Annotated in this window: 21 protein-coding genes; 5 read left to right on the top strand and 16 right to left on the bottom strand. The window is 66.0% G+C overall.

Annotated elements, in window-relative coordinates:
- Window position 1: 1 nt before the first annotated feature.
- Genes ABZ004_RS09255 through ABZ004_RS09245 form a run of 3 tightly spaced genes read right to left on the bottom strand, consistent with a single transcriptional unit; the run spans window position 2 to window position 3,125 of the window.
- Window positions 2-859 carry a carbohydrate ABC transporter permease gene (locus tag ABZ004_RS09255; protein ID WP_355679279.1) on the bottom strand — a complete coding sequence of 286 codons (858 nt, stop codon included), beginning with the start codon at window positions 857-859 and terminating at the stop codon, window positions 2-4.
- Window positions 859-1,767 (bottom strand): sugar ABC transporter permease, encoded by a 909-nt coding sequence (locus ABZ004_RS09250; RefSeq protein ID WP_355679278.1) that lies wholly within the window; start codon window positions 1,765-1,767, stop codon window positions 859-861. Before ABZ004_RS09250 ends, ABZ004_RS09255 begins: the two co-directional genes overlap by 1 nt.
- The gene (locus tag ABZ004_RS09245; protein WP_355679277.1) at window positions 1,767-3,125 is read right to left on the bottom strand and encodes an extracellular solute-binding protein; all 1,359 of its coding nucleotides are present in this window, start codon (window positions 3,123-3,125) and stop codon (window positions 1,767-1,769) included. The genes ABZ004_RS09250 and ABZ004_RS09245 overlap by 1 nt, the downstream gene beginning before the upstream one ends.
- Before the next feature lie 111 nt (window positions 3,126-3,236).
- On the opposite strand from ABZ004_RS09245, the gene ABZ004_RS09240 reads away from it, so the two are divergent.
- Entirely contained in the window at window positions 3,237-4,244 is a 1,008-nt protein-coding gene (locus ABZ004_RS09240; RefSeq protein ID WP_355679276.1) for a LacI family DNA-binding transcriptional regulator, read from the top strand.
- Between the two features lie 111 nt (window positions 4,245-4,355).
- On the opposite strand, the gene ABZ004_RS09235 is transcribed toward ABZ004_RS09240, so the two are convergent.
- Both ABZ004_RS09235 and ABZ004_RS09230 read right to left on the bottom strand, forming a co-directional pair.
- Window positions 4,356-5,249, bottom strand: coding sequence for an SDR family oxidoreductase (locus tag ABZ004_RS09235; protein ID WP_355679275.1), 894 nt, complete (start codon window positions 5,247-5,249; stop codon window positions 4,356-4,358).
- A 112-nt stretch (window positions 5,250-5,361) separates the two neighbouring features.
- Window positions 5,362-6,075 carry an SDR family oxidoreductase gene (locus ABZ004_RS09230; RefSeq protein WP_355679274.1) on the bottom strand — a complete coding sequence of 238 codons (714 nt, stop codon included), beginning with the start codon at window positions 6,073-6,075 and terminating at the stop codon, window positions 5,362-5,364.
- A gap of 152 nt (window positions 6,076-6,227) precedes the next feature.
- Here ABZ004_RS09230 and ABZ004_RS09225 point away from each other — a divergent pair, with 152 nt between their 5' ends.
- The gene (locus ABZ004_RS09225) at window positions 6,228-6,836 is read left to right on the top strand and encodes a TetR family transcriptional regulator (RefSeq protein ID WP_355679273.1); all 609 of its coding nucleotides are present in this window, start codon (window positions 6,228-6,230) and stop codon (window positions 6,834-6,836) included.
- Between the two features lie 159 nt (window positions 6,837-6,995).
- Here the strand turns inward: ABZ004_RS09225 and ABZ004_RS09220 are convergent, their stop codons facing one another.
- Both ABZ004_RS09220 and ABZ004_RS09215 read right to left on the bottom strand, forming a co-directional pair.
- A complete protein-coding gene (locus ABZ004_RS09220) occupies window positions 6,996-8,396 on the bottom strand; it encodes a M20/M25/M40 family metallo-hydrolase (protein ID WP_355679272.1) in 1,401 nt (466 codons plus the stop codon).
- 229 nt (window positions 8,397-8,625) lie between these two features.
- Complete coding sequence (locus ABZ004_RS09215; protein ID WP_355679271.1) at window positions 8,626-9,606, bottom strand: manganese catalase family protein; 981 nt, start codon at window positions 9,604-9,606, stop codon at window positions 8,626-8,628.
- A gap of 318 nt (window positions 9,607-9,924) precedes the next feature.
- Between ABZ004_RS09215 and ABZ004_RS09210 the strand changes: the two genes are divergently transcribed.
- Both ABZ004_RS09210 and ABZ004_RS09205 read left to right on the top strand, forming a co-directional pair.
- Complete coding sequence (locus ABZ004_RS09210; protein ID WP_355679270.1) at window positions 9,925-10,602, top strand: VOC family protein; 678 nt, start codon at window positions 9,925-9,927, stop codon at window positions 10,600-10,602.
- Window positions 10,603-10,673: 71 nt separating this feature from the next.
- Entirely contained in the window at window positions 10,674-11,948 is a 1,275-nt protein-coding gene (locus tag ABZ004_RS09205; protein WP_355679269.1) for a PQQ-binding-like beta-propeller repeat protein, read from the top strand.
- A gap of 141 nt (window positions 11,949-12,089) precedes the next feature.
- Here the strand turns inward: ABZ004_RS09205 and ABZ004_RS09200 are convergent, their stop codons facing one another.
- From ABZ004_RS09200 to ABZ004_RS09170, 7 genes are all read right to left on the bottom strand, one after another.
- The gene (locus ABZ004_RS09200; protein WP_355679268.1) at window positions 12,090-14,720 is read right to left on the bottom strand and encodes a family 78 glycoside hydrolase catalytic domain; all 2,631 of its coding nucleotides are present in this window, start codon (window positions 14,718-14,720) and stop codon (window positions 12,090-12,092) included.
- Window positions 14,721-14,805: 85 nt separating this feature from the next.
- The gene (locus ABZ004_RS09195) at window positions 14,806-15,678 is read right to left on the bottom strand and encodes a carbohydrate ABC transporter permease (protein ID WP_355679267.1); all 873 of its coding nucleotides are present in this window, start codon (window positions 15,676-15,678) and stop codon (window positions 14,806-14,808) included.
- Window positions 15,675-16,556 (bottom strand): sugar ABC transporter permease, encoded by an 882-nt coding sequence (locus ABZ004_RS09190; protein WP_355679266.1) that lies wholly within the window; start codon window positions 16,554-16,556, stop codon window positions 15,675-15,677. Before ABZ004_RS09190 ends, ABZ004_RS09195 begins: the two co-directional genes overlap by 4 nt.
- 67 nt (window positions 16,557-16,623) lie before the next feature.
- A complete protein-coding gene (locus ABZ004_RS09185; protein ID WP_355679265.1) occupies window positions 16,624-17,988 on the bottom strand; it encodes a sugar ABC transporter substrate-binding protein in 1,365 nt (454 codons plus the stop codon).
- Window positions 17,985-19,022: a LacI family DNA-binding transcriptional regulator gene (locus ABZ004_RS09180; protein WP_355679264.1), complete on the bottom strand. Its 1,038-nt coding sequence runs from the start codon at window positions 19,020-19,022 to the stop codon at window positions 17,985-17,987. Before ABZ004_RS09180 ends, ABZ004_RS09185 begins: the two co-directional genes overlap by 4 nt.
- Before the next feature lie 174 nt (window positions 19,023-19,196).
- Complete coding sequence (locus ABZ004_RS09175; protein WP_355679263.1) at window positions 19,197-21,158, bottom strand: ADP-ribosylglycohydrolase family protein; 1,962 nt, start codon at window positions 21,156-21,158, stop codon at window positions 19,197-19,199.
- Window positions 21,155-22,273, bottom strand: coding sequence for a LacI family DNA-binding transcriptional regulator (locus tag ABZ004_RS09170; protein WP_355679262.1), 1,119 nt, complete (start codon window positions 22,271-22,273; stop codon window positions 21,155-21,157). Before ABZ004_RS09170 ends, ABZ004_RS09175 begins: the two co-directional genes overlap by 4 nt.
- Window positions 22,274-22,434: 161 nt before the next feature.
- Between ABZ004_RS09170 and ABZ004_RS09165 the strand changes: the two genes are divergently transcribed.
- Window positions 22,435-24,450, top strand: a complete 2,016-nt coding sequence (locus ABZ004_RS09165) for a hypothetical protein (protein WP_355679261.1) — start codon at window positions 22,435-22,437, stop codon at window positions 24,448-24,450.
- A 29-nt stretch (window positions 24,451-24,479) separates the two neighbouring features.
- Here the strand turns inward: ABZ004_RS09165 and ABZ004_RS09160 are convergent, their stop codons facing one another.
- On the bottom strand, window positions 24,480-25,163 hold the full coding sequence (locus ABZ004_RS09160; RefSeq protein WP_355679260.1) for a type 1 glutamine amidotransferase domain-containing protein: 684 nt from the start codon (window positions 25,161-25,163) through the stop codon (window positions 24,480-24,482).
- A gap of 1 nt (window position 25,164) precedes the next feature.
- Window positions 25,165-26,340, bottom strand: a complete 1,176-nt coding sequence (locus tag ABZ004_RS09155) for a ferritin-like domain-containing protein (protein WP_355679259.1) — start codon at window positions 26,338-26,340, stop codon at window positions 25,165-25,167.
- Window positions 26,341-26,459 lie beyond the last annotated feature (119 nt).

The following is a 26,459-nucleotide window of genomic DNA, read 5'->3' as shown; positions in this document are numbered from 1 at the left end:
CTCAGCCTTTGAGGCTGCCGGCCATGACGCCTTTGATCAGATGACGTTGCAGGAAAATGAAGACGATGAGCACCGGGATCGCGGCGACGGTGCTGGCGGCCAGCAACTGACCCCAGACACTGGTCCAGTCCGCGCCGAGCTGACCCGAGCGGATGTTCTGCGACAGCGCCGACAGCATCACCTGCAGGGTCTGGTGCTGCTCGTCGTTCACCGCGACCACGGGCCAGACGAAGTCGTTGTAGATGTTGATGAAGGTCAGTACGCCGAGCGCGGCCAGCCCCGGACGGATCACCGGCATCACGATGCTGACGAAGATCCGCAGGTCACCGGCACCGTCGACCCGGGCCGCGTCGAGGAGTTCGTCGGGGATCGCCATGATCACCTGACGCATCCAGAACACGCCGAACGCGTCGATCGCGCCGGGCAGGATCAAGGCCTGGAAGGTGCTGACCCAGCCGAACTGGCTCATCTCCAGCAGCAGCGGAATGAGCAGCACCAGCGTCGGCAGCATCAACGTGACCAGCACGGTGGCGAAGAGGATCCGCTTGCCCGGGAAGGCGTACTTCGCGAAAGCGAACCCGGCCATCGGGCAGAAGACCATCGTCAGTGCGCCCTTGACCACGACCACGATCGCGGTGTTACGGAAGCCGATCCCGATCGGGATCGTGTCCAGCATCGCCCGGAAATTCCCTAGGGTGAGCTGATCGAAGTCGAAGCTGAACGGCCGCGCGACGATCTCCGCGCCGGGCTTCAGCGACGAAAACACCATCCAGACCAGCGGTGCGAGACTGAGGACGCCCGCCACGATCAGCAGGCCGTAGCGGCCGAACCGGACAGATGCGGAGGAACGGGTGCTCATCAGTCCTCCCGCGAGCGCAGTAGGCGGATCGACGCGAAGGACAGGGCCACCACCATCAGCACCAGCAGCATCGAGTTCGCGGCTCCGAGTCCTAGGTCGGAGTTGGTGATGTGTTTGTAGAGATAGAGCCCCGCGGTCCGGGTCGCGTTGAACGGCCCACCGCCGGTCACGACGTACGGCTCGGCGAACAACTGGAAGATGGTCAGCGTGCCGATCACCACCACGAAGCTCAGTGTCCTGGTGACCAGCGGCACGGTGATCGACCAGAACTGCTGCCAGGCGCCGGCGCCGTCGATCGTTGCCGCCTCGTAGACGTCGGGCGGAACCGACGAGAGTCCGGCCATCAGCAGGATCACGGCGTACCCGGTCGTCCGCCACAACACCAGCAGGGCAACGGTGATCTTCGCGCCGATCGACGTCGTCAACCATCCGATGGCCGGTAGTCCGAGCGTGGACAGGCCGTGGTTGACCGCGCCGAAGTCGTGATCGAAGAGAATGATCCAGACCTGCGCCATCGCCACCAGGGGCGTGACGAACGGCGCGATCAGCGCGGCACTGAACAAGGCCCGGAACCTCGCCTTGCGCAACGTGACCGCGATGGTCAGCGCGAGCAGCACCTGCGCCGGGATGACGAGCAACCACAGCGCGCCGGACGTCGCCATCGACTGCCAGAAGTCGGTACTGGTCAGCAGGTAGCGGTAGTTCGCGAACCCGATCACCTCGAGCGCCCCCGCGCCGTGCCAGTTGGTGAAGCTCAACTGCAGCGCGAAGAAGATCGGGTAGGCGCTGAAGGCGGCGAAGACCAGGAGGAACGGCGCGATGAACAGGTACGGCGCGGCGCGGACCCGCCGTCGCCGTACCGTCGTCACCGCCCGCCGGGTCGTTGTCGCCTCGGTGACGGTCACCATCACCGGGGCCCCATCAGATTCTTCTGGATCTGGGTCGTGGACGTCTTCAGGACCTCATCGGGACTCATCTGCCCGACCAGCAGCTTCTGCACGTTGACGCCGAAGTAGTCGACGGCCTTCCCCCACCAGGTGGGAATCGTGTAGCCGCCCGGCACTTGCTTGCCCGCCTCGACCGCGACCTTCCACAGATCCTGGCCGCCGAGTCCGTCGATCGGCTTGAACAGCGGTGTGTTCGGGTCGAGCGCCGGCAGGTAGGACGGGATCGAGGTGTTCAGGCCACCGGGGTACACGTCGTTGGGACCGTAGACGGCGGTGTAGCCCTGCTTGCTGAAGACCAGGTGCTCGTACAGGCGCCAAGCCAGCTCGGGATTCTTCGCCTTGGCGGGGATCACGAACGACGAGCCGCCCATCACTCCGGCCCGCGCGCCGCCCGGCTGCCAAGCCGGCAGCGCGGTCGCCCGCCACTTCCGCTTGCTTGCCTTGAGCAACTGCTGCGGTGCGAATGCGAACCACTGCGCCCACGGCACGAATACCTGGGTCCCGTTGTCCTGGGTCTGCAGATCGGTCGGCTGGGTGTACTTCGCCAACGTGCCCAGGCCCTGCGACCGCACGGTGTCCAGCCAGGTCAGCGCGTTCCGGTACGGATCGGAGTCGATGGTGAGCCTGCCTTGGGCATCGACCATCGCCCCGCCCTGCTGGTTCGCGAACATGTCGAGCCACAACTGGGCCAGGAACTGGTCGTTCTCGAGATGGATCGGCTTGGCCTTCGGGAACTTCTCCCGGACCGACCGCGCCCCATCGAGCAGAGCGTCGTACGTGGTGAGACCGGCCGGATCGACACCGGCCCGGGTGACGATGTCCTCGCGGTAGAACAGCAGGCCGGGATCGAGATCCCAGGGCACCGCGACGACCTTGCCGTCGACGGTCACCACCCCGAGCTTGTACGGCGCGATGCCGGACTTGTACTGCTCGATCAGCTGACTGAGATCGTGCAGATGCGGCGCGACCCCGGTCAGCAGCGCGTCGTCGTAGAACGCACCGTCGGGCACGCCGGCACCGCTGATCAAGGTGGCCGGGAGCTTGGCGTTGATGTCGACGGCGAGGTGGTTGACCTTCACCTGCGGGTACTTCGCGGTGAACGAGGCGATCGCCCGGTCGAACACCTTGAACAGATCGCCGGTGCGATCCCAGATGGTGATCTCACCGGACAGCGGGGCGGTGGCACTGCTGGCGGGCAGCGGGCTGCTGCTGGTCGTGTTTCCCGGGGCGCAGGCGCTGAGTCCTCCGGCCACCAAGGCCGCACCGGCGCCACGGAGCACCGTGCGACGGGAAACCGGAGCTGAAAAAGAGTTGGTCATGTTGGCGTCCTGATGACTTTTGTGAGGCTTGCAACGTTGCAAGTGATGCTGGAGACGCTAAGGTTGCAACGTTGCAAGTGTCAAGAGGCCGATCGCGGAACGAGGTGCACAGTGGCCGCCACCCTGCGCGAAGTGGCCGACCGGGCCGGTGTCTCGGTCCGGACGGTGTCGAATGTCGTGAACGACTTCCCGCAGGTCGCGGCCGGCACCCGGGCCCGGGTGCAAAAAGCGCTCGACGAGCTCGGATACCAGCCGAACGCGGTTGCCCGGACGCTACGGCGCGGGCGGTCCGGGCTGATCGCGCTGGTGCTGCCGGAGCTCGACGTACCGTACTTCGCCGAGCTGACCCGGGCGGTGATCGAGCAGGCCGCGGCCGCGGGCTACACGGTCGTGGTGGACCAGACCGACGGCGACCCGGTCCGCGAGCGGGAGCTGGTGATGCGCGGCAACCGGGCCGCGATGTTCGACGGACTGATCTTCAACCCGCTGGCGCTGGACGGCGCCGACCTTCGCGACCGGCCGTCGTCGACGCCGGTGGTCCTGCTCGGTGAGCGGGTGATCCAGGGCGGCCTCGACCACATCATGATCGACAACGTCGGCGCTGCCGGGCTCGCGACCCGGCATCTGATCGACCTCGGCCGGCGCCGGATCGCGGCCATCGGCGATCAGGCCGACGAGAGCCGCCAGACCGGCCGCTTGCGGACCGCGGGCTTCACGGCCGCTCTGCGCACTGCCGGCCTGGAGATCACGCCCGAGCTGATCCGTCCGACGGAATTCTTCCACCGCTCGGACGGCGCCGCGGCGATGAGCGACCTGCTGGCACTGCCCGATCCTCCCGACGCCGTCTTCTGCTACAACGATCTGCTGGCCCTCGGAGCCCTCCGCACCATTCTTTCCCACGGCCTCCGCGTCCCCGAGGACATCGCGCTGGTCGGCTTCGACGACATCGAAGACGGCCGCTACAGCACGCCCAGCCTCACCACGATCCGCCCCGACAAAACCCAGATCGCCAAGCACGCCGTACAACTCCTCCTGAGCCGGCTCGAAGGCGACACCACTCCCCCAGCAGAGATCTCCGCCGACTACGACCTCGTCATCCGCGAGAGCACCGGCAGCTGAGCACAGCAACGGAGGTCGCTGTGAGCACACAGTCCGGTCCAGCCGAAGGCTAGATGGCAAGCCTGCTTGGCCTTGGACTCGCGCAGCAGGATGCCCCGGATAGCGCGTCGCCTACGGCTGGTCGTAATGGCCTGCCGCGATGTCCTGCAACAGGGTGGGGCCGGTCGGTGCCCAGCCCAGTCGCTCGCGCGTGATGGCGCTCGAGGCGGGGATATCGGCGGCCATGAACCGGCCGACGAACGGCATCTCGTCGGCGATCTGCTCGGCGGTGACCGACTCCGCCCGGACGCCGAGGCGGGCGGCGAGTGCCTCGGCGATCTCCAGGAAGGCGATGCTCTCTTCGGCGACCGCGTGCAGGATGCTGCCTGCGGGGGCGTTCTCGAGGCCGAGTCGCAGCAACCGGGCTGCGTCGGAGCGGTGCACCGCCGGCCACCGGTTGGTGCCGTCGCCGACGTAGGGAACCGATCCGCGGCGCCGCGCGGCTCGGCTCACCATGGCGATGAAGTTCGGGTCGCCCGCGCCGTGCACACTCGTGGCGAACCGCACGGGGATGGCACGGACGCCCCTGTCCACGTGATCCAGCGCAAGGTTCTCCTCCCCACCGCGCAGCGAGGCAGGGCCCACGGCACGACTCTGGTCGTTCTCGGTGGCTGGGCGTCCCATCTCGGGCTGCCCAGCGAGCGCGGTGGCGGATGCGAGGACGAACGGCCGGTCCGATCCGACGAGCGCCTCGCTGATCGTCTGCACCACGGCGCGCGCGGCGCGGTCGTTCTCGGCGGGGTTGGACCAGTCGTGTTTGTTGGCGAGGTGGACGACCGCATCGACGTTCTCGACCGCGCCGCGGATCGAGTCGAGATCGTCGAGGTCACCGCGGTGCACGGCTGCTCCGAGTTTCCTGACGACGGCAGCCGACTCGTCCGAGCGGGCGAGACCGGTCACCTCATGGTCGTTGTGGACGAGCTCCGCCACGACCGCCCGGCCGATGAATCCGGAAGCTCCGGTCACGAAAACGTGAATGACGCTCTCCTTCGTGATGTCAACGCTGTGATGAGTGGGCCCGGCGACCGGCCCTCGGCGAGTTTCGGCCGCCGCGTTGTCGACGCACCGGGACCGTCGGTCATACGGGCTGCCCGATCGGCCGGATGGTCAAGGTGTTGAGGTCGACGCCTGCTGGTTGGTCGAGGGCGAAGCAGATGGACTCGGCGACGTGCCGGGGTGGCAGGGCGAAGGGGGGCGCGCTATTGCCTTCCCAGAAAGGGGTGTCGATCATGCCGGGGTTGACGAGGGTGATTCCGATGCCGCGGGTGGTGGCGTGCAACCGCAGGTTCTCAGCGAGTCCGGTGACGGCCCACTTGGTGGCCGAGTAGAGGCTGGCGGGGGCGTTCTTCAGCCCGGCGACGCTGCCGATGAGCACCATCCGCCCGCGAGTGGCCTCGAGGTGGGGCAAGGCAGCCTTTGCCAGCAGGGCGGGACCGAGGACGTTGGTGAGCACCATCGGCGGCCACAGCGTCGGGTCGCCGTCGTCGAGGGTCGCACCTGCGGTGCGCTGATAGTCGGCGGAGGTGAACCCGGCATTGGCCACCGCGGCGTGCAGGGCGCCGAAGCGCTCCACGGTGGCGGTCACGGCGGATCGGGTGGCCGGCCAGTCGGCCGCGTCCCCGATGAGCCCCAGCAGCCGGTCGGGGTGGCCGGCAGCGTCGAGGAACGCCTTGAGTTTGGCTTCGTTGCGGCCGGTCACGGCCACGCAGTGACCGCGGTCGAGGAGCAACCGCGCGGTCTCGGCACCGATGCCGCTGGTCCCACCAGTGATTAACACTGTCTTGCTGGTCATGGCCCTGCTCTCAGGTGTGGGGGATGTGACGTCGCCCGGAGGCCTCGCTCGACCTCAGGACAATTCCAACACTCATGTTGGTGATGTTTTCGACTCTAGCCGGATCCATCTCCAACTGCAACGCTGGTGTTGGCATCGTTTAAGGTGTGCCCATGGCATGGGACGTCGAGGGAACGAAGCGCCGCATCCTGCAGGCGGCGGTGGCCGAGTTCGCCGCGCACGGCCCCGATGGGACGACCGTCGACCGGATCGCGAAGCGCGCCGGGGTCAACCGCGAACGCGTCTACAACTACTACGGTGACAAGTCGAAGCTGTTCTCCGCGGTGATCCGCAGCGAACTGGACAAGCTCGCCGCCGCGGTGCCGCTGGTCATCGCCCACACCGCGGACGTCGGGGAGTTCGCCGGCGGGACGTTCGACTACCAGCAGGCTCATCCCGACCTGGCACGACTTGTGCTGTGGGAAGGGCTGTCGGACACCGGCAGCGTCCCGGACGAGATCGGTCGCACGGACCTGTACGCCGGGAAGGCTGCGGCCATCGCAGCGGCGCAACGGGCCGGCCTGCTCGACGACACCCTCGACCCGGCCCACCTGGTCTTCCTGGTCATCGCCCTGTCGAGCTACTGGTCCGCAGCACCGCAGATCGCACGGATGCTCTCCGGCAGCGACGTACAGAACGACGACGAGGTCGCTCGCCGCCGTGCCGCCGTGGTCCATGCCGCCCAGCGGATCGCCGCGCCCCGAACGACACCCGCCATCTAAGGCACGCCGGTCGGCTTCATGAACAGCCGGATGTCAGCGCCGGTCGGTTCCGATCTCAGGGGATGAGATTCACCCGCGCGACCAACTCGTACCCAGGCCCTCGCGGTGCCCCTGCGCCTACGAGGGGTGCACGGTGAAACGTTGGTGGTTGGCCATGCGTCAGCGGTCCTGCGATCGTGGCGGGAGGGCTGCAAGGCGGGGCCACAGGTGGGCCAGGGTGGCGGCGCCTTTGCGTAGTACGTCGATCGACGCACGCTCGTCGCTGTCGTGCCAGCGGTCCTCGGGGAGGCCCGTGCCGAAGAAGAGAATGGGGGCTCCGGCCGCGCCCACGAGCCACTGTGCCGGTCCACCGCCGGCATTGCCCATTCGGCCGACCGGCGAGCCGAAACCTTCGGCCATGGCCGCGGCCAATGCGTCGACAGCGGGATGGTCCTCGGGGGTCTGATACGGGTCCTGCCCGGTGTCGATGGTGACGGTCAATTCGTGGTCGACCTCCGGGGACAGGTTCTCGGCGACCCACTGGTGCAGTTGATCGGCTACGGCTGCGACCGTCTGGTTCGGGACTGTCCGGATGCTCAGGTCGACTGCAGCGACAGCGGGGATGACGGCGCGAGGGAGTCCGACAGGATCGCCGGCGACGATCGAGGTGGCCTCGATCGCAGGTCTTGTCCACAGTTGTTCCAGGACCGTGTAGCCGGCCTCGCCCGCAGTACTGCGGGTTTCGGACCGGGCGAGCCAGTCTTCCTCGCTGAACGGCAGGTCGGCGAGTTCCTGCCGGCGGCGATCGCTGGGTTCCACCACCTCGTCGTAGAACCCTGGGATGGTGATTCGGCCCTTGTCGTCGTACAGGCCGCCGAGCAGACGGGCCATCGCGAGCACGGGATTGGGCGCCGGCCCGGAAACGGCGCCGCCGTGGACGTCCCGTAGCGGGCCGTAGACCTCGAGGTGGGCGTTGATCGTGCCGCGCATGCTCATGCACACGGCTGGATGATCGGCATGCCAAGCCATGGTGTCGGAGAAGATCACCAGGTCGGCCGCCAGCCTGTCCTGGTTGTCCTCGAGCAGTTGCCGAAGGTGGGGCGAGCCCGTCTCTTCCTCGCCCTCGATGAGGAGCTTGAGGTTCACCGCGGGCGCCTCGAGCCCGGTCTTCGCGAGGTGGGCCCGGATTCCCCACAGATGCGCGATGACCTGGCCCTTGGCGTCCGAGGCGCCGCGCCCGTACACGTACCCGTCCCGTACGACGGGCTCGTGCGGCCGGGTCTCCTTCCACTGCTCGTCCTTGCTGACCCGTACGTCGTGATGGCTGTAGACCAGGACCGTGGGCGCCGAGGGCGCGCCGCACCATTCGGCGTAGACCGCCGGCGCCTCGTCCTCCGACCAGACCTCGACCAAGGGGAAGCCGATCTCGCGGAGCGTCCCGGCCAGCCAACGGGCCGAGCGCACGACTTCGATCCGCCGATCCGGCAACCCTGCGACCGAGGGGATGCGAACCCAGCTGGACAGCTCGTCCACCAGCTCCGCCTCCCGGGAGAGGAGGAAGTCGTGGATCCCGTTCGACATAGGTGACCACCTTGCTGACGGCAACATCTGCGGACCAGCCCGGTACCCCAGGTCAAATCCTGCCGGCTGCGGTTTGCGGTCCGGGTACGGCGAGCCGTGGCCGCCACCGGGCCGACCTGCTGCGGGTCGGCTCGGCGGCCTTGACGCGCGTCGCCAGGGCAGCGCGACTGAGCAGCTGAACCGGGCAGCCAAGTGGGTGGGCTGCCCGGTTCACTGCGGTAGGGCTTGGTCAGCGCTTTCGGGCAGTCTTCGCTGTCTTCGTCGCCGTCGACTTCTTCGTAGTCGACTTCTTCGTAGTCGATTTCTTCGCGGCTGACTTCTTGGTGGTCGACTTGGTCGCACGTGCGGAAATGTTCTTCTTCGCCGCCTGTGCTTTCGCCTTGACCGTGCCCTTGAGGTCCTGGACGGTCGAGTAGGTGCCGAACAGAGCAGGGTCCGGCGCAGGAGCGGTGCCGGGGCCACCCAGCGGTTCTGGATCGAGCAGGTACTCCAGCGGATCGTCGCCTTCGGACCATCCGCCGGTCGGACCGTCGGTTCCGTCGGACAGTCCCCAGATGGTGTGGTTGTGGACCTGGTCCTCCTCGTCGAAGAAGGCATTGGGGACGATCGGGGTCTCGAGCCCGTCGGCCTCGAGTTCTTCGATCGCCTTGAGCCACTGCTTCTGGTGCACGGTGTCGCGGGCCAGGTTGAACTGCAGCATGGCCTTCACCCCTGGATCGTCGGTCATGTTGTACAAGCGGGCGGTCTGCAGCCGGCCCTGCGCCTCGGCCGCGGCATTCGCCCGGAAGTCGGCCAAGAGGTTGCCACTAGCAACTATATAGCCGCCGTTCCACGGCACCCCCTGACAGTTGGCGGGCAACGCTCCGCCGCCGGCCATGATCGCCTGCAGCGGATCCATGCCACCCAGAACCGCCGCCATGACGGGATCCTCCACCGCCTCGGCGGTCATCGTGGCCGGCGCACCCTCGAGGAGCCGGGCCACCATCGTCGCCAGCATCTCGACGTGACCGATCTCCTCGGTCGCCGTGTCCATCAGAAGGTCTTTGTACTTGCCCTCCATACGACAGTTCCAGCCCTGGAACAGATACTGCATCGTCACGCTCATCTCGCCGTACGCGCCGCCGATCAACTCCTGCAACTTGCGGGCGTACACCGGGTCAGGACGCTCTGGTCTGGCCTCGAACTGCAACCGCTTGGTATGCCGGAACATCGCCACTCCTCAATCGAAGGACCCGCACCCCATGACGTCTCTGGCTGCGGTAGGAGCGCCCCCTGTACCCAGCCGTCTCCCCACGAAGCAGCCGCCGCAACGCTCGACGATCCGCGCGAAGGTGCCGGTGGAGGCTGCTCGACGTGATCCAGCCGCTTCCGACGTTCTCCGAGGCGTTCCTTCATGTACTGCGGGACCTGGGCGCGCAGCTACACACGGGTGCATCGGGGAGCTGACCAGGGATTCTCACTGGCGTGAAGCCGTCCAGACGGCGGCAGAGTAGGTGTCAACGAACAAGGTTCATCTCTGGAGGAAGTCATGAGCACTATCGAAGTACGCAGTGACGAGTCAGGCGCGGTGGCCCCGGGCTCTGTCGACCTGAAGTTCGAGGCGGTCGTCATTCCGGTCGCGGACGTCGACCGGTCGAAGGATTTCTACACCGGCCTGGGCTGGCGGCTCGATGCCGACTTCGCGTTCGACAACGGCTTCCGGGTCGTCCAGTTGACGCCGCCCGGCTCCCCCGCGTCGGTCCAGTTCGGTACGAAGATCACGTCGGCCGAGCCCGGTACGGCGCAGGGGCTCTACCTGGTCGTCTCCGATGTCGAGGCCGCGCGGGCGGACCTCATCAAGCAGGGCGCGGACGTCAGCGAGGTCTTCCATCCTGGTACGCCGGGCGCCCAGTTCGAGGCCGGCGATCTCAGCGGGCGCGTCTCCGGGCCGGCCGACGAGCGGTCCAGCTACAGCTCCTTCGCGACCTTCAGCGACCCCGACGGCAACACCTGGCTGCTGCAGGAGGTCACCACGCGACTCCCTGGACGGGTCAACCCCGCAGAGGCGACGTACACCTCGGTCGAAGACCTCGAGGACGCGCTGAAACGCGCCGCAGCCGCCCACGGCGAGCACGAGGCCCGCACAGGCCAGGCCGACGAGAACTGGCCGGCCTGGTACGCCGCGTACATGGTTGCCGAACGCACCGGCACAGAACTCCCTCAGTAAGAGGAGTGCCGCCCTCGAAGAGCAAAGACGTGTGACGCGATCCGGACCCTCGGAGCCGATACGGTCTCGCCATGGTTGTGCGGCGACGGACTGTTTTGCTCGGGGCTGCTTCCGTTCCGTTGGTCGCGGCCTGTGGGGCAAGCCCGGGCGAAGGCGCACGGCCGCTGAAACTGGAGAAGACCTGGCAGGAACCGCTGGTGACCCCCGGCGAGGCGATGCCTGGCCGCGCGCGGATCGTCGGCGACTCGGTGGTACTCGCCGACGGATCCGGGACCGGAAAGGTCCGGCTTGTCTGCTTCGGCGCCGCCGATGGCGTCCGCCGGTGGACACTCGACGGAAGCAAGCCCCTCACGCTGCCAGGGATCGGCAACGGTTGGCTGTCGATCGTCGGGCCGGCGCAGTACTTCTCGCCGATCACCATCCAGAACCCGGGCCTCCAGCTCGTCGGCAACGTCATCCCGATCTCCTATGCGACCGCGCAGAAAGGCGCCACGACCAGCGGAATCATCGGTGTCGACGCCCGGACGGGCGCGCCGGCCTGGCGATTCTCCGCGGCGCCCACCGCCACCACGGACCGCACGATGGTGACGGCCGTCGCCGCCTCCGTCGTACTCGCGACCGTCAGCGCACCCTACGGACCGCACTGGCCGGCCACGTCCCCGACCACGATCGCCATCGACGCCAAGACCGGCACCGAACTCTGGCGGGCGACCGGGCTTACCGGACTGTCGGGTGACGGCGAGTCGGTTGTCGTGGCCCGTCGTACGGGGAACTCCGCAGCCTGGCTGCCCGAAGTCCTGGACGCGCGGACGGGAAAGGCTCGCTGGACCGGCGCCAACGCGCTGGGTGGCCCGTACGGCCACAAGCAGACAGCCTCCGACTTCGTCCTCCTCAGCCCCGGCAACCGGCAGGACTACGAACTCGTCCGATTGTCGACCGGCGACCAACTCGACGTCCCGGAAACGTCGGCCACGCCGGTCCTGGTCGGGACCGAACCGCCACTGCTGGCATGGGACAGCGGTATGGCGTGGTGGGCCAAGGGACCGAACGGATTCGTCACCCAGACACTCCCCAAGGGCCGAGCGGCCAAAGGTAAGCACCGTCCTGGCAGCCTGACGTTCCGGCCTGCATTGGGCATCGGGCCGTATCTGTGGGGTGAGCTCCAGACCAAGCAGGGAAGCAAGAAGGAGGACGCAAAGTTCATCGGAACGGTCGCCGTCGACCGCACCGGCGCCCTCTGCTCACCTCCCATGAGAGACGGAGCCGCGATCGCGGATGTCTCCGACCAATGGCTCCTCCTCGGCCTGAAAGACCACCTCGCCGTCCACCGGATCCACCCGACCTGATCGCCTCCTCGCCAGACAAAACTCGGACACCGCCTCCGACCGGTCCACTCGGCATCGACGGCGGGTCCTTACGCTCAAAGACGTCAGCTACCGCGGACAGAGAATCCGGCGCGATGGAGAACTGGAGCCGACTGGGATCGGTTAGGGATGGGTAGCTGCGTCTGGGAGGTTGGCTGTCAAGGAGGTTGCTCCGGGTGAGAGGTGGACGACAACGGTGTCGCCGTCCAGGTTTGGTCGGGGTAGCGGTCCGGACGGGGCGTCGACGGTGAATGCCTTCAGCGGGTGGCCTGCATGTGGCCAGCGAAGTATGCCTTGGGTGTTGCCTGGCAGGGTCACGCTGATTCGGTAGGACGGCGACTGTTCGAATTCGACGCTGACGGGTCCCCGGACCGTGGCCACGGCTCCGCTGGCGTGAACGAGCGACGCCGGATGTGGGGTGACTTCGACGTACGCGGCGCCCGCCTCGACCACGCGGACGCCAAGAAGATAACGCGCGATGACATTCAACGGCGCGGTCGCCCAAGGATGGCTGAACGTCGTGTTCTTCTTCACCTGCGGCGACCACGCCTCCATCGTCTGTGTCGCCCCCCAGGTCTCCATCATCGAAAGCCAGGAGCTCGCACCGCGACTGGTCATGATGTCGAGTGCGTCCTGGGCGCGTCCGCCGAGGAAGAGAGCTTCCAACAGCCACTGTGCCCCATAGACACTGACGCGCACCGGGTTCGCACCATCGCAGACGAGCCAGCGGGCGATCTTCGGCAACTCGGACTCGTCGGCAACACCGTGGCTCGCCGCGTAAAGGCTGGCGTGCTGCGCCCTATGAGTGGTACCTACGCCGTCGTAGTAGGACCCGGTCGAGGCGTCGTACAGCTGCGAATTCATCGATGCTCGCAGGTGCCGGGCAAGCGCCTCGTAGTGCGCCGCATCGGCGGTGCGGCCAAGCTTCTCGGCCACCTGTCGCAGGATCACGAACGCCTGGTACTGGCACGCGTTGACGACTGTGTTCACTGTGGTGAACACGTACCCGTCGCGCTGAGTGTCCGGCCAGTCGACGATGTCCGCGTCCGGAGAACTGGATGCTCCGGGCTCCTTGTTGATCAGTCCGTCCGGACCCAGCCACTTCTCACCCTGCGCGGCGACGTGCAGGTCGAAGTCCGCAGCCAGTGCATCGAGGTCTCCGGTCTCGAGATACTCCTCCCATGCGGTCGTGATCGTCAGGAACTTGAATTCCGTCGGCCAGGTCGGGCGGCGCAGCAGGTAGCGGCTGGACTTGCGAACGATGTCGTAGCTGCGCGACAACGCCATCTCGCAGCGGCCTTGCACCACCACATCAGCTTCGTAGACATCGCGTTCCCGGGTGGTGCTGTCCATGTACAGATCCATCCGGTTGGCCGCGAGAGTGTATGCGCACAGGTTCCACACCGCGTCCAGGTCCGGGTCGGACGAGGAGAACGACCCGATCTGTGTCGGTTGTGGCGCGACCTGTTCCAGAATGGTGACCGCGTTCGACAGGTCCAGTGACGCATCCGCAGTCAGCTGCAACCAACGAAAAGTCCGGTATCCCCAATGCTCTATGACCTGCGGGCCGGCACGCACCGTCCACACATCCCGGTACTCGATTTGCGCCAGCAACTGGTAGCGCGCGGTACCGTCGGCGTCGCGCTGCTCACCCATCCGCAGCTCCACCGTCGTGCCGACAAACTCGTCCGGCACTGTCAGAGACAGGCGCACACCAGCACTCAGCTCGCGTCCGGTATCCACCAGCCACTGCCCTGGAGCGGTCTGTACGACGCTCAGCGGGCGGTGCTCAATTTGTTCTATGCCCGCCGATCCTCCCGGAACCAACCCGGTCAACGCAGGCATCACTGCCGGAGGCGCGAAATCCGTGCCCCGATAGCCCGGCTCACGCCAACCCACCGAGTCGAAGCGTGCGTCGAACGCCTCCGACGGCGCGACATAACACCAAGACCCCAGGTCGCCGGCCCAAGGGAGTGTCGACTGGGCTGTCCGTGCCGACCACGACGGATCGGTGACAATCGTGACCCGCGCCCCGTCGCTGTAGAAGACGTCCAGCAAGGCCTGAAACTGCTGGCCCGTCTGGGTCCAGCACTGAAAGGCCAGCGCGTTCGCCTGCCCGTCCCGCAGGTGCGGCGTAACGTCGTGCACCTCGTAGCGCGGCGCGTCAACCGACCGCGTAGGTCCCACGCCGATGTGCGTGCCGTTGCACCAGCCTCGATAGACGTGCTGCCGCGCCCCGGCAGGAGACTGCGCCGATGCATAGGCATACCCGCCCACAATGGTGCCCGCCGGCAGTGTGAACTCACGGCGAATGAACGCCCAATCATCACGGCCGGCCGCATTCGATATCCCGTCACCGCCGGCCGCTGGCGATGCCCAGAGCGTCTGCGCTCCGGCCCAGTCCTCATCGGCAAGAGGTCCCAGCACCACGCGAGCCGGTTCCGACCAGCCGGTGAACCTCCCGGCGCCGGGACCGACACGGGTACGAACCCGCCAGTACCCTACGCTGCGAGAACGCAATGGCTCGAACGGCCAAGTCACGGCAGTGCTTGCACCACTTGCGACAACGCCCGTAGTCGCGGTCGGCGCATCCGGAACAAAGCCTCGCGGACCCCGGGTGAACTGGATCTCGTAGGCACTCTGCAACGACAACGGCACCTGCCACCACAACCGCGGTGACGCGTGAGTTACGCCCAAGGCGTCGTCACGCAGGTCCGTCATCAACCCAGATGGCACAGCCTCAGCGTCGACCACCGTACAACTCCTCTTCGAGACGTCGTGACAAGCGCCCCGTCGTGGCCGGGGCAGCTTCAACCACGACGGGGCAGACTGCGACCAGCTACCCCTTGACCCCGGTGATGACGACGCCTTGGACGAACCAGCGTTGGGAAATCAGGAAGAGCAGGATGCACGGTGCCATGGCAACCGTGGCGGCGGCCATCATCTGGCCGTAGTCCTGTGTGCGCTCGCCCGCGAAGTTCATGATGCCGAGCGAGATCGGGAACTTCTCCTGCGACGACAGGTACACGAGCGGGCCGAGGAACTCGTTCCAGTAGAACAGGAACGCGAAGATCGCGACGATGATGAGCGGCGGCTTGGACATCGGCAGGATGACCCGGAAGAAGCAGCGGAACGTTCCGGCACCGTCCACCTTGGCCGCGTCTTCGAGTTCGCGCGGAATCGACAGGAAGAACTGTCTGAGCAGAAAGGTGTTGAAGGGTGTGGCGAACAGTGCCGGAACGAGGATGGGCAGATAGGTGTCGAGCCAGCCGAGGTAGCCGAACATGATGTACGACGGGATCAATGTCGTCCACGCCGGAATCATGATCGTCGCCAGCATGACGAAGAACAACTTGTCCCGCCCGGGGAATCTCAGCCGGGCGAACGCGTAGGCGGCGAACGAGCTGCCGATCAGGGAGAACAGGACACCGATCCCCGAGATCAGGACGGTGTTGAGGATATAACGCAAGAACGGGCCGTCTCGGAACAGATCGGCGTAGTTGTGCCACTGGGGTGTCTGGGGGATCCATCGGATCGGGTAGGCGTAGATCTCCTCAGGAGTTTTGAGGCTGGTGGTCACCATCCAGACGAACGGAAGGAGAAACGCGGTCGAACCGAGCAGCAGCACCAGGTACGACGCTGCCTTCCGCCCGGTGTCGGCCGGTGAACTGACGCCGCGATACACCTGCTGACTGGCGCCGAACCCGCTCATCGCGACTCCCCCGCGTAGTAGACCCAGGCTTTCGATGTCTTGAAGATGACTCCGGTGACGGCCACGATCGCGACGAACAAGACGATGGCGAGCGCCGACGCATAGCCCAGACGCAGTTCGACAAAGGCGCGGTTGTAGATGTTCAACGCATAGAAGTAGCTTGCGTTGTCCGGGCCGCCCTGAGTCATGACGTACGCCTGGGTGAAGACCTGGAACGTCGCGATCAGTCCGAGAATGAGCTGGAAGAAGATGACCGGCGACATCATCGGCAACGTCACGTGGCGCAGCACACTCCACCATCCGGCGCCGTCGATTCTCGCCACCTCGTACAGCTCAGTCGGTATTCCCTGCAGACCGCCGAGGTAGATGATGATCGACGAGCCGACGCCCCACAGCTGCATGATGACCAGTGCCGGGATCACCCACCGCGGATTCTCCAGCCACGGGATCGGCGCTATTCCGAACAGGCCGACGAACCAGTTGAGCACGCCGTACTCTCGATGGAAGACGAAGCTCCACAAGATGGCGACGGCGACGCCGGACAGGATCGACGGCAGGTAGTAGATCGTGCGGAAAATCGTCACGCCGGCCAGTTTCTGGTTCATCAGCATGGCCATCCCGAGTCCTACGACCAAGCTCGCAGGCAGGAAGAGGATCGCGAAGACCGAAGTGACCTTCACCGACTGCCAGAACAGTGGGTCTGCCGTGAAGATCTCGACGAAGTTCCCGAGCCCGATCCAGTGCGGTTTACCTTGACCGCGCCAGTCGGTGAACGCGAGATAGGCCGCACCGACGATCGGGCCGAGGGTGAACAGCGCGAACCCCAGGAACCAGGATTGAACCCAGAGCAGGCCGGTGACGGCCTCGCGCCGGGCCATCGTGCCACGTCGGGGACGCGGTGGCTCGGTGACCGGTGGGGGTGACTCGGTACTCCGGGCTCGCGGCTCAGTAACGCTTTGCTGCGGCATTGGCTGCTTCCTCGACCTTCCGGAGGATCTCGGCCGGCTTGCCGCTGACGCCGAGCGTCTTCAGCTGGTTCGACCAGGCCAGATCGAACTCGGACCAGTACTTGGGGTAGGCCCAGTTGACGGCGTCCTGTTCCAGCTGATCCAGGAACAAGCCGACCTGCGCGGGTGGGAGGCCGCCGGTCGCGGCGACCTGTTCCCACTTCTTCGCCGACGATTGACGACCTGGGATGCTTCGGGTCTGGTCAGAGATCAGCGTGTTCGTGGAGTCTTCGCTGGTGATGAACTTGATGAACTTCCAGGCAGCTTCCTGGTTCTTCGAGGACTTCGCGATTCCCCAGGCGCCGCCGGCGGTCGAAACCTGCCGCTTCCCTGTGGAGCCCTTGGGCAGGCGCAGGACGTCCCACTCGAACTTGCCGTTGACCGCTGCCCGGGTCTGCAGGGTCGCCCACGATCCGCCGACTGACAGCGGCAGCAGCTGGGAGGCGAACGGATCGACTCCCTTCGGTGTGGCACCCGCAGTCGGGACGACTCCCTTGGCCATCTGATCTGCCCAGGTCTGCAGCACCGCGACGTTCTGGGGCGAGTTGACCACGCACTTCTTGAGGTCATCGCTGAAGGTCGCTCCGCCGTACGCTTTGAAGACACCCATCGCGAACCAGTTGGAGCTGGTGATCCCAGCGCCCCACCGGGTCTGCCTGCCACCTGACTTCCGGACGAACTTGGCACCGATCTCGTAGAGGTCCTCCCACGACCAGTCGTCGGTCGGGAGCGGCACACCTTCCTGCTCGAACATGGTCTTGTTGATGTAGACGGCGAAGTTGGACAGGTCGTACGGCAGTCCGTACACAGACCCGTCGGCGGTCAGCTGTGCCGTCTCGGCCGGCCAGAAGTCGGCCGGCTTCACCTCGGCCGAGTCCCGGGCGATCAAGTCGTTGAGCGGAAGCAGCCAGTTGCGCGAGGAGAACGGGCCGACATCGAACGAGCGGACGAAGAGAACATCGGGCAGCCCGCCCCCGACCGCCGCGGTGTTGATCTTTGTGTAGTACTGCTGCATGTCCGCGATGTTGAGGATCTTGACCGAGATGCCGGAGTTTGCCGCCGTGAAGGCATCGACGCGCTGCTGCAGCAGCTTCGCGTCCTCTTCCCCGTGGTTGGTCCACCACTGCAGCTCACCCGTGCCGCTTCCGGTATCCCCTGCGCTGTCGTTGCCCGGCAGTCCCTTGCCGCCACTGCATCCGGCCAGTCCGCCGCCCAGGACAATCCCCATGCCGGCCGCGGCGCCGGCGCCGAGAAGTGCGCGTCGGCTGAGACCGCCGACCCCGCTCCGCAAATTTCTGGTCATGACTTCCTCCTGGTTCCTTTCGCCGCCGATCCGGCATTTGGCGCTGGTCCAGTAGAACCGCGCACGACCAGCTCGGTCGGCAATGTGATGACGGCGGGCTCAGCGAGGCTGTCGGTGAGCTGCCGAACGATTTCAGCGACGGCGATGCGGCCCAGCTCGTCGGTGGGCTGCACCACAGTTGTGAGTGGTGGTACTGATCTGCGCGCGAGATCGACGTCGTCGAAGCCGACTACGGACAGAGCCTTGGGCACCGGCCAGTCGAGAGCATGCGCGCGTTGCAGAACAGACAGTGCGGTGGCGTCGTCGAACGCGAAGATCGCGGTCGGCCGATCCGGCAACGCAGCGAACCGGGTGGTTGCGTTCCAGCCGGCGTCGGGTCCAACGGCACCGACCTGAACACGCTCCCGCTGCAAAGGGAGCCCGGCAGCCTTCAGCGCTGCTCGGTAGCCCTGATACCGACCGCTCGACCTGCTGGTGCCGATGAAGGCGATGCGCTCGTGGCCCAGTCCGACAAGGTGATCCGTGGCCGCTCTGGCGCCGGATCGCGTGTCGACGGTGAGCAGGTCGAAGCTCAGCGGGTCGGTCCTGAGGCCGAGCCCGATCACCGGCATTCCTGACTGACGGAGCTCCGCCAGTTGTTCGACGAGTGCTGGGCTGGCCGGTGGGGTGACGACCAAACCGTCCACTCCGTGTCCGCGCAGGAGATCGACTGCCGCGATCGCGCGGTCCGGCGACCCCATCGTATGAGCGATGAACACACCGAAACCGTGCTCACGCGACCGTTCCTGGAGCGCGGTGGCAAGCACCGCCGTGAAGGGGTTCCGGAGGTCGGAGACAACGAATCCGATCAGCCCGGTCTTCTTCGTTCGCAGACTCGCCGCCGCGCGCGACGGAACGAATCCGAGTTGCGTGATCGCATCGGCGATCCGTTGTCTCGAGTCCTTTCCTACGTAGCCGTGACCGGTCAGGAAGCGGGACACCGTGCCGACGGAAACACCTGCGCGCTTCGCGACGTCATAGGCAGTCACGCTCATGGAAACCGTCTCTCCGTTCGACGCATTGTGTTATCGGTTACACATGTGTAACCGGTCACAGGATGAAAGTCCAGACGTCGGTTTCGCGTGCGGCTGACCGACTTCGGACACAGCTGCAGTTCCTCGGTCGATGCCCGAGGCACCGAACCTCCTAGGCCGGGTGAACGAGCGTGGTCAGCGACCGGTCCAGGGGAACCGGGTGCGTCCGAGGCGCGGTAGACCGTTGCGGAACTCGTCGTGGCCGGCAGTGGTGACGTGACACTCGGCCGGCGGTGCGGCGGCGTCGCGGACCAGTTTGAGGAGGACCTCGTTCCATCCGGCGTGCAGCGCGACCGGGCCTGCCGAGTCCTTGCGGCCGCGGTAGTCGGGGCGGATCGGCTGGTAGCGGTCGGCGGTGATGATGTGCTTGGCGTTCACCCAGTACTTCACCGGGCAGTTGGCGTGCACAGCCAGCAGGATCTCTTGTGGTTCGGGCGCATGGAGGAACGTCTGTACATAAAGAACTCCCGGCGTCGTGAAGACGTCGGACAACGGCAAGGCGTTGTCAGCGGCAACTTGTTCACGCCATTCGCCCGATCGTCCGGCGACGTCGAAGATCGTCCCCGCGATCTCCTCGGGCGGCAGGACCTTGTCGAGGAGATCGGCGTCAGTTTCTGCGTCGCGGGGATACACGCCGCTGACCCGGACAGCGGAGCCGCCGATCAGGACCAGCGGAACAGCCGGTTGCGCGGGTCGCTCCTCGGGGGTGACCGCGATATGGAGCTGGTTGGCGTTCTCCAGCAGTTCGCGTTGCGGCACTTCGATCTGCCAGTCGACGCGGGACCGGCCTTGTGCCGGGACGACCAGCTGCTGCGGCATCGGTGCGCGCCATCCCGCGGGGACCGTGATCGAGCAGCTTGTAGTGATCGCGTCCGGCCGGGTGTTGCTGAGCCAGGTAGTGACCGTCTTGGTTTCCAACGGTGCGACCGAAGGTGTTCCGCTGTACTCCACGCCGATCGAGATGTCGCCGCCAGGGTATTCGACCAACGTAGGACTGGAGTCACGCAGGGACAGGATGCTGTCGTCGGCGTAGAGATCAGCCTCGTCGATGCGCAGGATGCCGTCCTGGCCGGCCAGGCCATGCTCCACCACGACGCGCAGGGCGGCGCGCCGGATTCGCTCCGCCAGTTGGTCCAGCGTTTCCGGGATGGGGTTGGCTCCGTCGGACAGGTGGCGCACGCCGCCCCAAGCCTCGTTCGTTGCGATCCCCTCGCCGAGCGGCGCGATCCAGCGGTCGGGAAGCCCGGTCCGCCCGGCCAGGATGCCCAGGTAGCTGCCGATCGCGGCGCCCGACGAGTCCGTGTCGTATCCGCAGTTGACGGTCTTGCAGATGCCGTCGCCGAAGTCGTCGCCGTAGAGCAGACCGATGACCTGAAAGCCGAGATTGATCGGGGAGTACTGCGCGTTGTAGTGCAGGGTCGTGCGCAGCACGAGCTTCCGGGCCGCCTTCCAGTCCAGGCCGTCGTCGTAGGCGCTGATCGCCGCAGTGATGGCTGCCGCGGTACGGCTGTCGGCCGGAACGTAGGACAGCCCGATATCGAGGAGCATGCGGCGATCGTCGATCACGAAGGCGGCGGATTCCACCGCGGCGTTGAACATCTCGCCGTAGACCGATTCGCCGCCGGCGTGGTCACAGATCGCGTCCTGGTAGGCGTAGCGAGCGGCGATGCGGGGAAGCCCTGGAGCGATACAGGCCCAGATCTCGGACCGGATCGGGCAGCCCATGCTGTCCTTGAACCAGTTGTTGTAACTCCCGCTCAACGGGGGTTCGAGGCCCAGCCGGAGGTTCGTCTTGGCCAGGCCGTATTCGTCGAAGTTGTAGCCGATGTGGTCGAGCCAGTAGCGGGCGAGATCGCGGGCTGTGAGCTGAACACCGACCTCTTCAACGGCCTTGAGCCAGGCGAGCTGCATCTCGAGGTCGTCGTTCGGCAGAGCACCGTCGGCTCCCAGTTCGGGATACCACCACACGTCGAACGGCTCGGGTTCTCCGAAAGCCTTCTCCAGGGGTGTGCCGAGCGTTCCGCCGGCGTTCTTTCCCAGCCAGCATCCACACACCTTGTCGTAAAAGCGGTCGCTGTTCAGATCGAGACTGATCATCGTTGGCTCTCTTCTCCGGGCGGTGGGGCGGTCGACTCACGCAGTACCAACCGACAGTTCAGTCTCAGGTCGCGTGGATCGAATTGAGTAAGGTCGTTCAGTCGGCTCTCGAGCAGCCGCATCGCCTCGATCCCCATCTGCCTCTTGGGCTGGGCGACGGTGGTCAGCGGCGGTGCCGCGTGCGATGCGAGATCGATGTCGTCGAAGCCGACCACCGACAACTGCGACGGGATGTGCGTACCGCGTCGATAGGCTGCTTCATAGACTCCGAGGGCCATCACGTCATTGGCGGCGAAGATCGCGGTCGGCGGATCCGGCAGGTCGAGGAGCGCATCCGCAGCCTGCAGTCCGCCTTTCCTGGTGAGCTCGGTCAGCACACACAAGCGCGGATCGGAGACCAGCCCCAATCTCGTCAGGCTGTCCTCGTAGGCGCGCCGCCTGCCCTGAGCCTGATCGCGGGCGCCCACGAAGCCGATGCGCCGGTGCCCGAGGCCGGCGAGGTGCTCGAGAGCTGCACCTGCACCCTGATACGTGTCGGTCGAGACCCGGTCGCCCGCCGGCCGGTCGAGCGTCATGCCGATCAGAACCACGGGGATGCCCGCGTCGGCAGCCGATGTCACTGCCCGGTTGATCTTCGGGGACTCCGGCGGAGTCACGATGAGTCCGTCGATGTTGTGGCCGCGCAGTGCCGCGATGCCTCGCACTGTGCGCTCCTCGTCGCCATTGGTTCCGTACAGCACCACACAGCTCCCGCCCTCGTTGGCTCGCTCCTGGATGGCGTCGGCGAGCTCAGCGGTAAAGGGGTTGCGTAGATCCGAGACAACAAACCCGATCAGTCCTGTGCGTTTTGTCGTCAGGCTGCGTGCGGCTCCGTTCGGGACGTAACCAAGTTCCTCGATCGCCGCCCTGATGCGTCCGGCGGTCTTCGCGGCCACGTAGCCGTTCTGGTTGAGATAGCGCGAGACAGTTCCGACGGACACTCCTGCGTGCTGCGCCACCTCGTAGGCAGTCGCCACGCGCAGCACCTCCAGATAAGTGAGTGTGTTACCGCTTCCATATTTTTGCTCAGTAGACCTGCCAAACAAGTCCTTGTCAAGTGTGGAGCCAGCGAGCATCCGCAGCTCAATGCCTAACGGAAACAGGCCTTCGGCGAGCCATTGACGCGGTTCCTAGAGCGCTCCTAGCATCCGTAACCAGTTACACATCGGTCGCCCCGACCGGCCGCCTCGGGCAAGTGCCCCCTCATCCGCCTGCTTCTCTCCTCCCGGAGGCATCCATGGACATTGCACGACGACGCCTGCTCCAGATCGGCGGAGCCGGCCTAGCGGCCGGCGTTCTCGGTATCGGCGCCGATGGTCCCGCACAGGCTCGTGCCGTCACGGGCAAGCCAGCGCTGAGTAGCCGCCTGCGAGCGGTCGCGCCGCCGGCTGAGGTGGCGGCCAATCCTGCCTTCTCGGTGCAGGTCCGGCCCCGCGGAGCGGCCACTTGGACGAACCTGTTCGTCTACAAGATCCGGCTCGGGCATCAGGCCGATTTCGGCACCCTCAGCTACGACTCGTCGATGGCGCAGTTCGATTTCAACGGTACGGTCGACGTCCGTGTCACCTACGCCGTGAACGAACCCGTCACGGCCTTCGACCTCCGACCGGCGTCGTACGGCGTCGCAGCCCAGCAGCAAGGCAACACCCTGAGTTTCAGCCTCACCCAGAACCTTGCAGCACCGCGCAAGCTCGTGCTGCGGATCAACAACGACTGGGAGACCAAGACTCTTCACCTGGTGACCAATCCGATCGAGGGAACGGTCACCACTGAGCCGAAACCTCCCAGCACAGCCGACGCCAATGTCCACGTCATCCAGCCGGGCGCCGATATCCCGCTCCAACTGCCCCAGGGCAAAGACACTTACTACTTCGCGCCGGGCCTGCACGTCCTGCCGAGAGGCCAGTGGGTGGAGATCGACATGGGCCGGTCCTACAGCATCGACGCCTTCGTCCTCACCCAAGCGGCCTTGTGGGACGGCAAGGAGTACCCGAACAAGTTCACCATCGAGATGAAGAACAGCCCGGCCGACCCGTACGTCACCGTCTACGACGGCATGAACAACACCCAGAACGGCACGCTGCAGGGAGCCATTCCGGCTCGAACCGCCCGCTACGCTCGTCTGAGGCTGTTCGGCAGCAACGCCACCACCGGATGGATCTTCAGCAACACCATCAGCGAGTTCGCCCTTCTGGAGGCGGGGACCGGCACCAACCGGGCCCTGAATCGCGCCGTCGCCGGGGCTGTCGAGGGCTTCGCCTCCGTCGTCGACGGCGACACCTCGGCGACCTGGAACACGACTTCGGGGTGGGCCCGCTCGCACTCGGGCGAATCGTTCTTCCTGTCCAGGGACGGATATCACGCCTACCTCGCGCCGGGATCCGTCGTACAAGGCTCCTTCATGTCGGACGGATTCAGCAACGTCACCGTCAGCGGACGAGGCATCCTCGATTGCAGTCAGCTCAACCACACCGTGTCCAGCCCGGCGGAGGCGCGCACCGGTGCGGTATGGCTCATCCAGGGAAGCGACAACCACGTGGCCGGCATCACGATCCTCGACTCACCCATGTGGAACGTGGTGATGAACTACAGCACCCGGCCGAGGGTCTCGAACGTCAACATCTTCGGTGCCCAGGTGAACGCCGACGGGGTGCACCTCAACGCCTGCACGGACGGTGTCGCGCAGGGACTCTTCATCCGGACCCCTGACGACAACTGCATCATCTATCACTTCGGCGCGGCGACCAACAACACCTTCAAGAACAGCGTTCTGTGGGGCGACGGCGCACACATCATCAAGATCGGCTCGTCCTCCACCCCGGGACTCATCGACGGAGTCCTGTTCGAAAACGTCGACATCCTCAACCAGCAAGGCGTGTGGGACCTCAACAGGTTTACCGGCTGCCTGAAAGTGTGGGCCAACCACGACCTGGCCATCCAGAACATCACCTTCAAAGACGTCCGCATCGATCCCTTCAGGTTTCCGGAACGCGCCGCCGTCGTGGAGATCAGAACAGATCCACGCAACACCGGCGAGGGAATCGGGAAGCTGATCCAGAACGTCAGCCTGCAGAACATTACCTACCGCGGTTCCGGCGAACTAGCCGCACGCATCACTGCGGACGCCGGCTCGACGATCAATCATGTTGCCTTCACCGGCTACACCCGGCAAGGCGCGCTGGTCACCAAAGCCACAGCAGGAAACATCACGATCGGCGGATCCGGAACCGTGTCCGCAGTGACATTCGCCTGACAGGCAACGTCTCTCACTGCGGCAGTCGGCTAGGCATTGGATTCGAGGGTGGCTGAGGCTTTGACTAGGGACGTTGCCATTCGGGCTGCTGAGGCGGGGTTTTGGGCGGTGATCAGGCGGCCGTCGGTGACGACGTGTTCTACCTTGTCCGGGCCTGAGCTGTAGAGGGCACCGTTGTTTTCCAGGGCGGTCTGCAGGCAGAAGGGGACCACGGTGTCGAGGTTCCTTGCTGCCTCGTCCACCTTGGGGAACGAGGTCACTCGTCGGCCGGCTATCAGTCGACTGCCGTCGCTGAGTTCGAGATCGACCAGTACTGCGGGGCCGTGGCAGATTGCCGCGACCACTCCCCCGGTCTCGTACACCGATCTGGCGATCGTGTGCAGCACAGAGTTGCCCCGGAAGTCCCACATGCCGCCGTGGCCGCCGACGAAGTACACCAGGCGGTAGTCGCTCGGGTCGACCTGATCTGCCGCGATCGTCGAGTCGAGGGCGGCCTGGACGGCCCGGTCCGCCAGGAAGGCGACCTCGGAAGGTTGCCCCGGGTCGTGGCCGACCATCGGAGGCCGGCCGCCCTTGACCGACGCAAGGTCGATCTGATGGCCGGCCTCCGTCAGCTGCTGCCACGGCAGCGAGGTCTCACCGAGATGGAAGCCGGTCGGCCGGCCGGTGTCGCCGAGCTCCCCGTGGCTGGTGAGGACGAACAGGGCTCGCACCTCAGCGGTCCCGGTTCAGGCTGGTGTTGAGGAACCGCGGACCGTAGTACAGGGTCTCGGAGAAGTCCGACAGCGCCCGGAGTTCGGCCGCCTCCAGCGGGTACAGCTCGTCGATCTTCGCCACCGCGGCGGCGGGCACCGGCTGCCGGAGGATGTTGAAGCAGGAGATCACCCGCAGTTCGTTCATCTCGAAGACCGCCCGGCCGAGGCTCGGCCAGGACTGGTCCGCCGGACCGTTCCAGGCGTCGTCGAGGGCAGCCAGCATCCGGGTGTAGGCGGCATCGAAGGCGCGCAGCTCACGTAGTACGCCGACCCGGTTCGGATCGAGCCGCAGGATCGCGGCGTACCCGTCGGCCGGTACGGCGAGCGAGTTGATCACCGTCGGCCAGGCGATCTTGGCGCCCCGGAAGTACCGGCGTTGCCCTTCGGCCGTGATGGTGTCGAGCTCAGGATCGTCGGGACCGGAGTACGTCCGGCCGAACCTCAGTTCGGCGAACCGCGCGTAGTGCGACAACTCGTCCTGCGAACCGGCTCCGGACGAGAGCGTGCTGGCGCCGAATCCCTCGCCCTGGTCCATGATCAGGTCGAGGCTGGCCAGGATCTGGCCGACCGGATCGCTGCCCTTGGGGTCGATGACGGCATAGCCGAGGTTGCCGCCGACCTGATTGGCGACCCGCCGGCCGCGGATCGCGCCGGCCACGAGATCGACGTTCGCCTCGATCGCCGCCTTGATCTCGCTGTAGAAGCTGCCGATCGTCGGATACCTGAGCGCCTGCTGGTCGGCCGGCAGCAGTTCCACCGGTGACTCGATCCGCATGAAGGTGTCGAGTTGCTTGCGGGACAACCGGGCGAACCTCGCGGTCAGTCCCGGCGCCACCGTTCCGGCAAGACCGGTGTGGATGGCCGTCGGGTCGAGCTGCTTGATCCGCGGCGATCCACCGATCGCGGCCAGGGCGTTGCAGGCCGCGGCCATGTGAAGCATCTCCTCCATCAGCACCGACCGCAGCGTGTTGTACGCCGGATAGTTCTGTACTTCGAGGGAGTACATCGCCGCCGAGTACAGCGGCATCGTCGCGTGTTCGATGGAGACGGCGCTCTGCAGCGCGCCGCGGATCCAGTGCAGGTCACGGGCCATCGCCGGCTGACGCTGCGTGGGAGAGAAGGCTGACTGAGACATCGGGCTACCTCGCTGGTCGGGGTGTGAAGAGGGTCGTGGGGGGGGGGGGGGGGCGGCCCCCAGCGGGGGGCACACACAATGAACCAAAAAAAAAAAAAAAAAAAACAAATAAAAGAAAG

Source organism: Kribbella sp. NPDC006257, assembly GCF_040613535.1.
In the GTDB taxonomy this organism is placed as follows: domain Bacteria; phylum Actinomycetota; class Actinomycetes; order Propionibacteriales; family Kribbellaceae; genus Kribbella.
The sequence above is the reverse complement of the archived record's forward strand: the minus strand, read 5'-3'. Positions and strand labels throughout refer to the sequence as shown.

Coding starts and splice junctions, on each gene's coding strand:
- ABZ004_RS09210 (WP_355679270.1), top strand. CDS start 9,925: ATGAGCACTATCGAAGTACGCAGTGACGAGTCAGGCGCGGTGGCCCCG.
- ABZ004_RS09195 (WP_355679267.1), bottom strand. CDS start 15,678: ATGAGCGGGTTCGGCGCCAGTCAGCAGGTGTATCGCGGCGTCAGTTCA.
- ABZ004_RS09165 (WP_355679261.1), top strand. CDS start 22,435: ATGGACATTGCACGACGACGCCTGCTCCAGATCGGCGGAGCCGGCCTA.
- ABZ004_RS09190 (WP_355679266.1), bottom strand. CDS start 16,556: ATGGCCCGGCGCGAGGCCGTCACCGGCCTGCTCTGGGTTCAATCCTGG.
- ABZ004_RS09230 (WP_355679274.1), bottom strand. CDS start 6,075: ATGACCAGCAAGACAGTGTTAATCACTGGTGGGACCAGCGGCATCGGT.
- ABZ004_RS09250 (WP_355679278.1), bottom strand. CDS start 1,767: ATGGTGACCGTCACCGAGGCGACAACGACCCGGCGGGCGGTGACGACG.
- ABZ004_RS09175 (WP_355679263.1), bottom strand. CDS start 21,158: ATGATCAGTCTCGATCTGAACAGCGACCGCTTTTACGACAAGGTGTGT.
- ABZ004_RS09220 (WP_355679272.1), bottom strand. CDS start 8,396: ATGTCGAACGGGATCCACGACTTCCTCCTCTCCCGGGAGGCGGAGCTG.
- ABZ004_RS09245 (WP_355679277.1), bottom strand. CDS start 3,125: ATGACCAACTCTTTTTCAGCTCCGGTTTCCCGTCGCACGGTGCTCCGT.
- ABZ004_RS09155 (WP_355679259.1), bottom strand. CDS start 26,340: ATGTCTCAGTCAGCCTTCTCTCCCACGCAGCGTCAGCCGGCGATGGCC.
- ABZ004_RS09180 (WP_355679264.1), bottom strand. CDS start 19,022: ATGAGCGTGACTGCCTATGACGTCGCGAAGCGCGCAGGTGTTTCCGTC.
- ABZ004_RS09225 (WP_355679273.1), top strand. CDS start 6,228: ATGGCATGGGACGTCGAGGGAACGAAGCGCCGCATCCTGCAGGCGGCG.
- ABZ004_RS09185 (WP_355679265.1), bottom strand. CDS start 17,988: ATGACCAGAAATTTGCGGAGCGGGGTCGGCGGTCTCAGCCGACGCGCA.
- ABZ004_RS09205 (WP_355679269.1), top strand. CDS start 10,674: ATGGTTGTGCGGCGACGGACTGTTTTGCTCGGGGCTGCTTCCGTTCCG.
- ABZ004_RS09215 (WP_355679271.1), bottom strand. CDS start 9,606: ATGTTCCGGCATACCAAGCGGTTGCAGTTCGAGGCCAGACCAGAGCGT.
- ABZ004_RS09170 (WP_355679262.1), bottom strand. CDS start 22,273: ATGCTCGCTGGCTCCACACTTGACAAGGACTTGTTTGGCAGGTCTACT.
- ABZ004_RS09255 (WP_355679279.1), bottom strand. CDS start 859: ATGAGCACCCGTTCCTCCGCATCTGTCCGGTTCGGCCGCTACGGCCTG.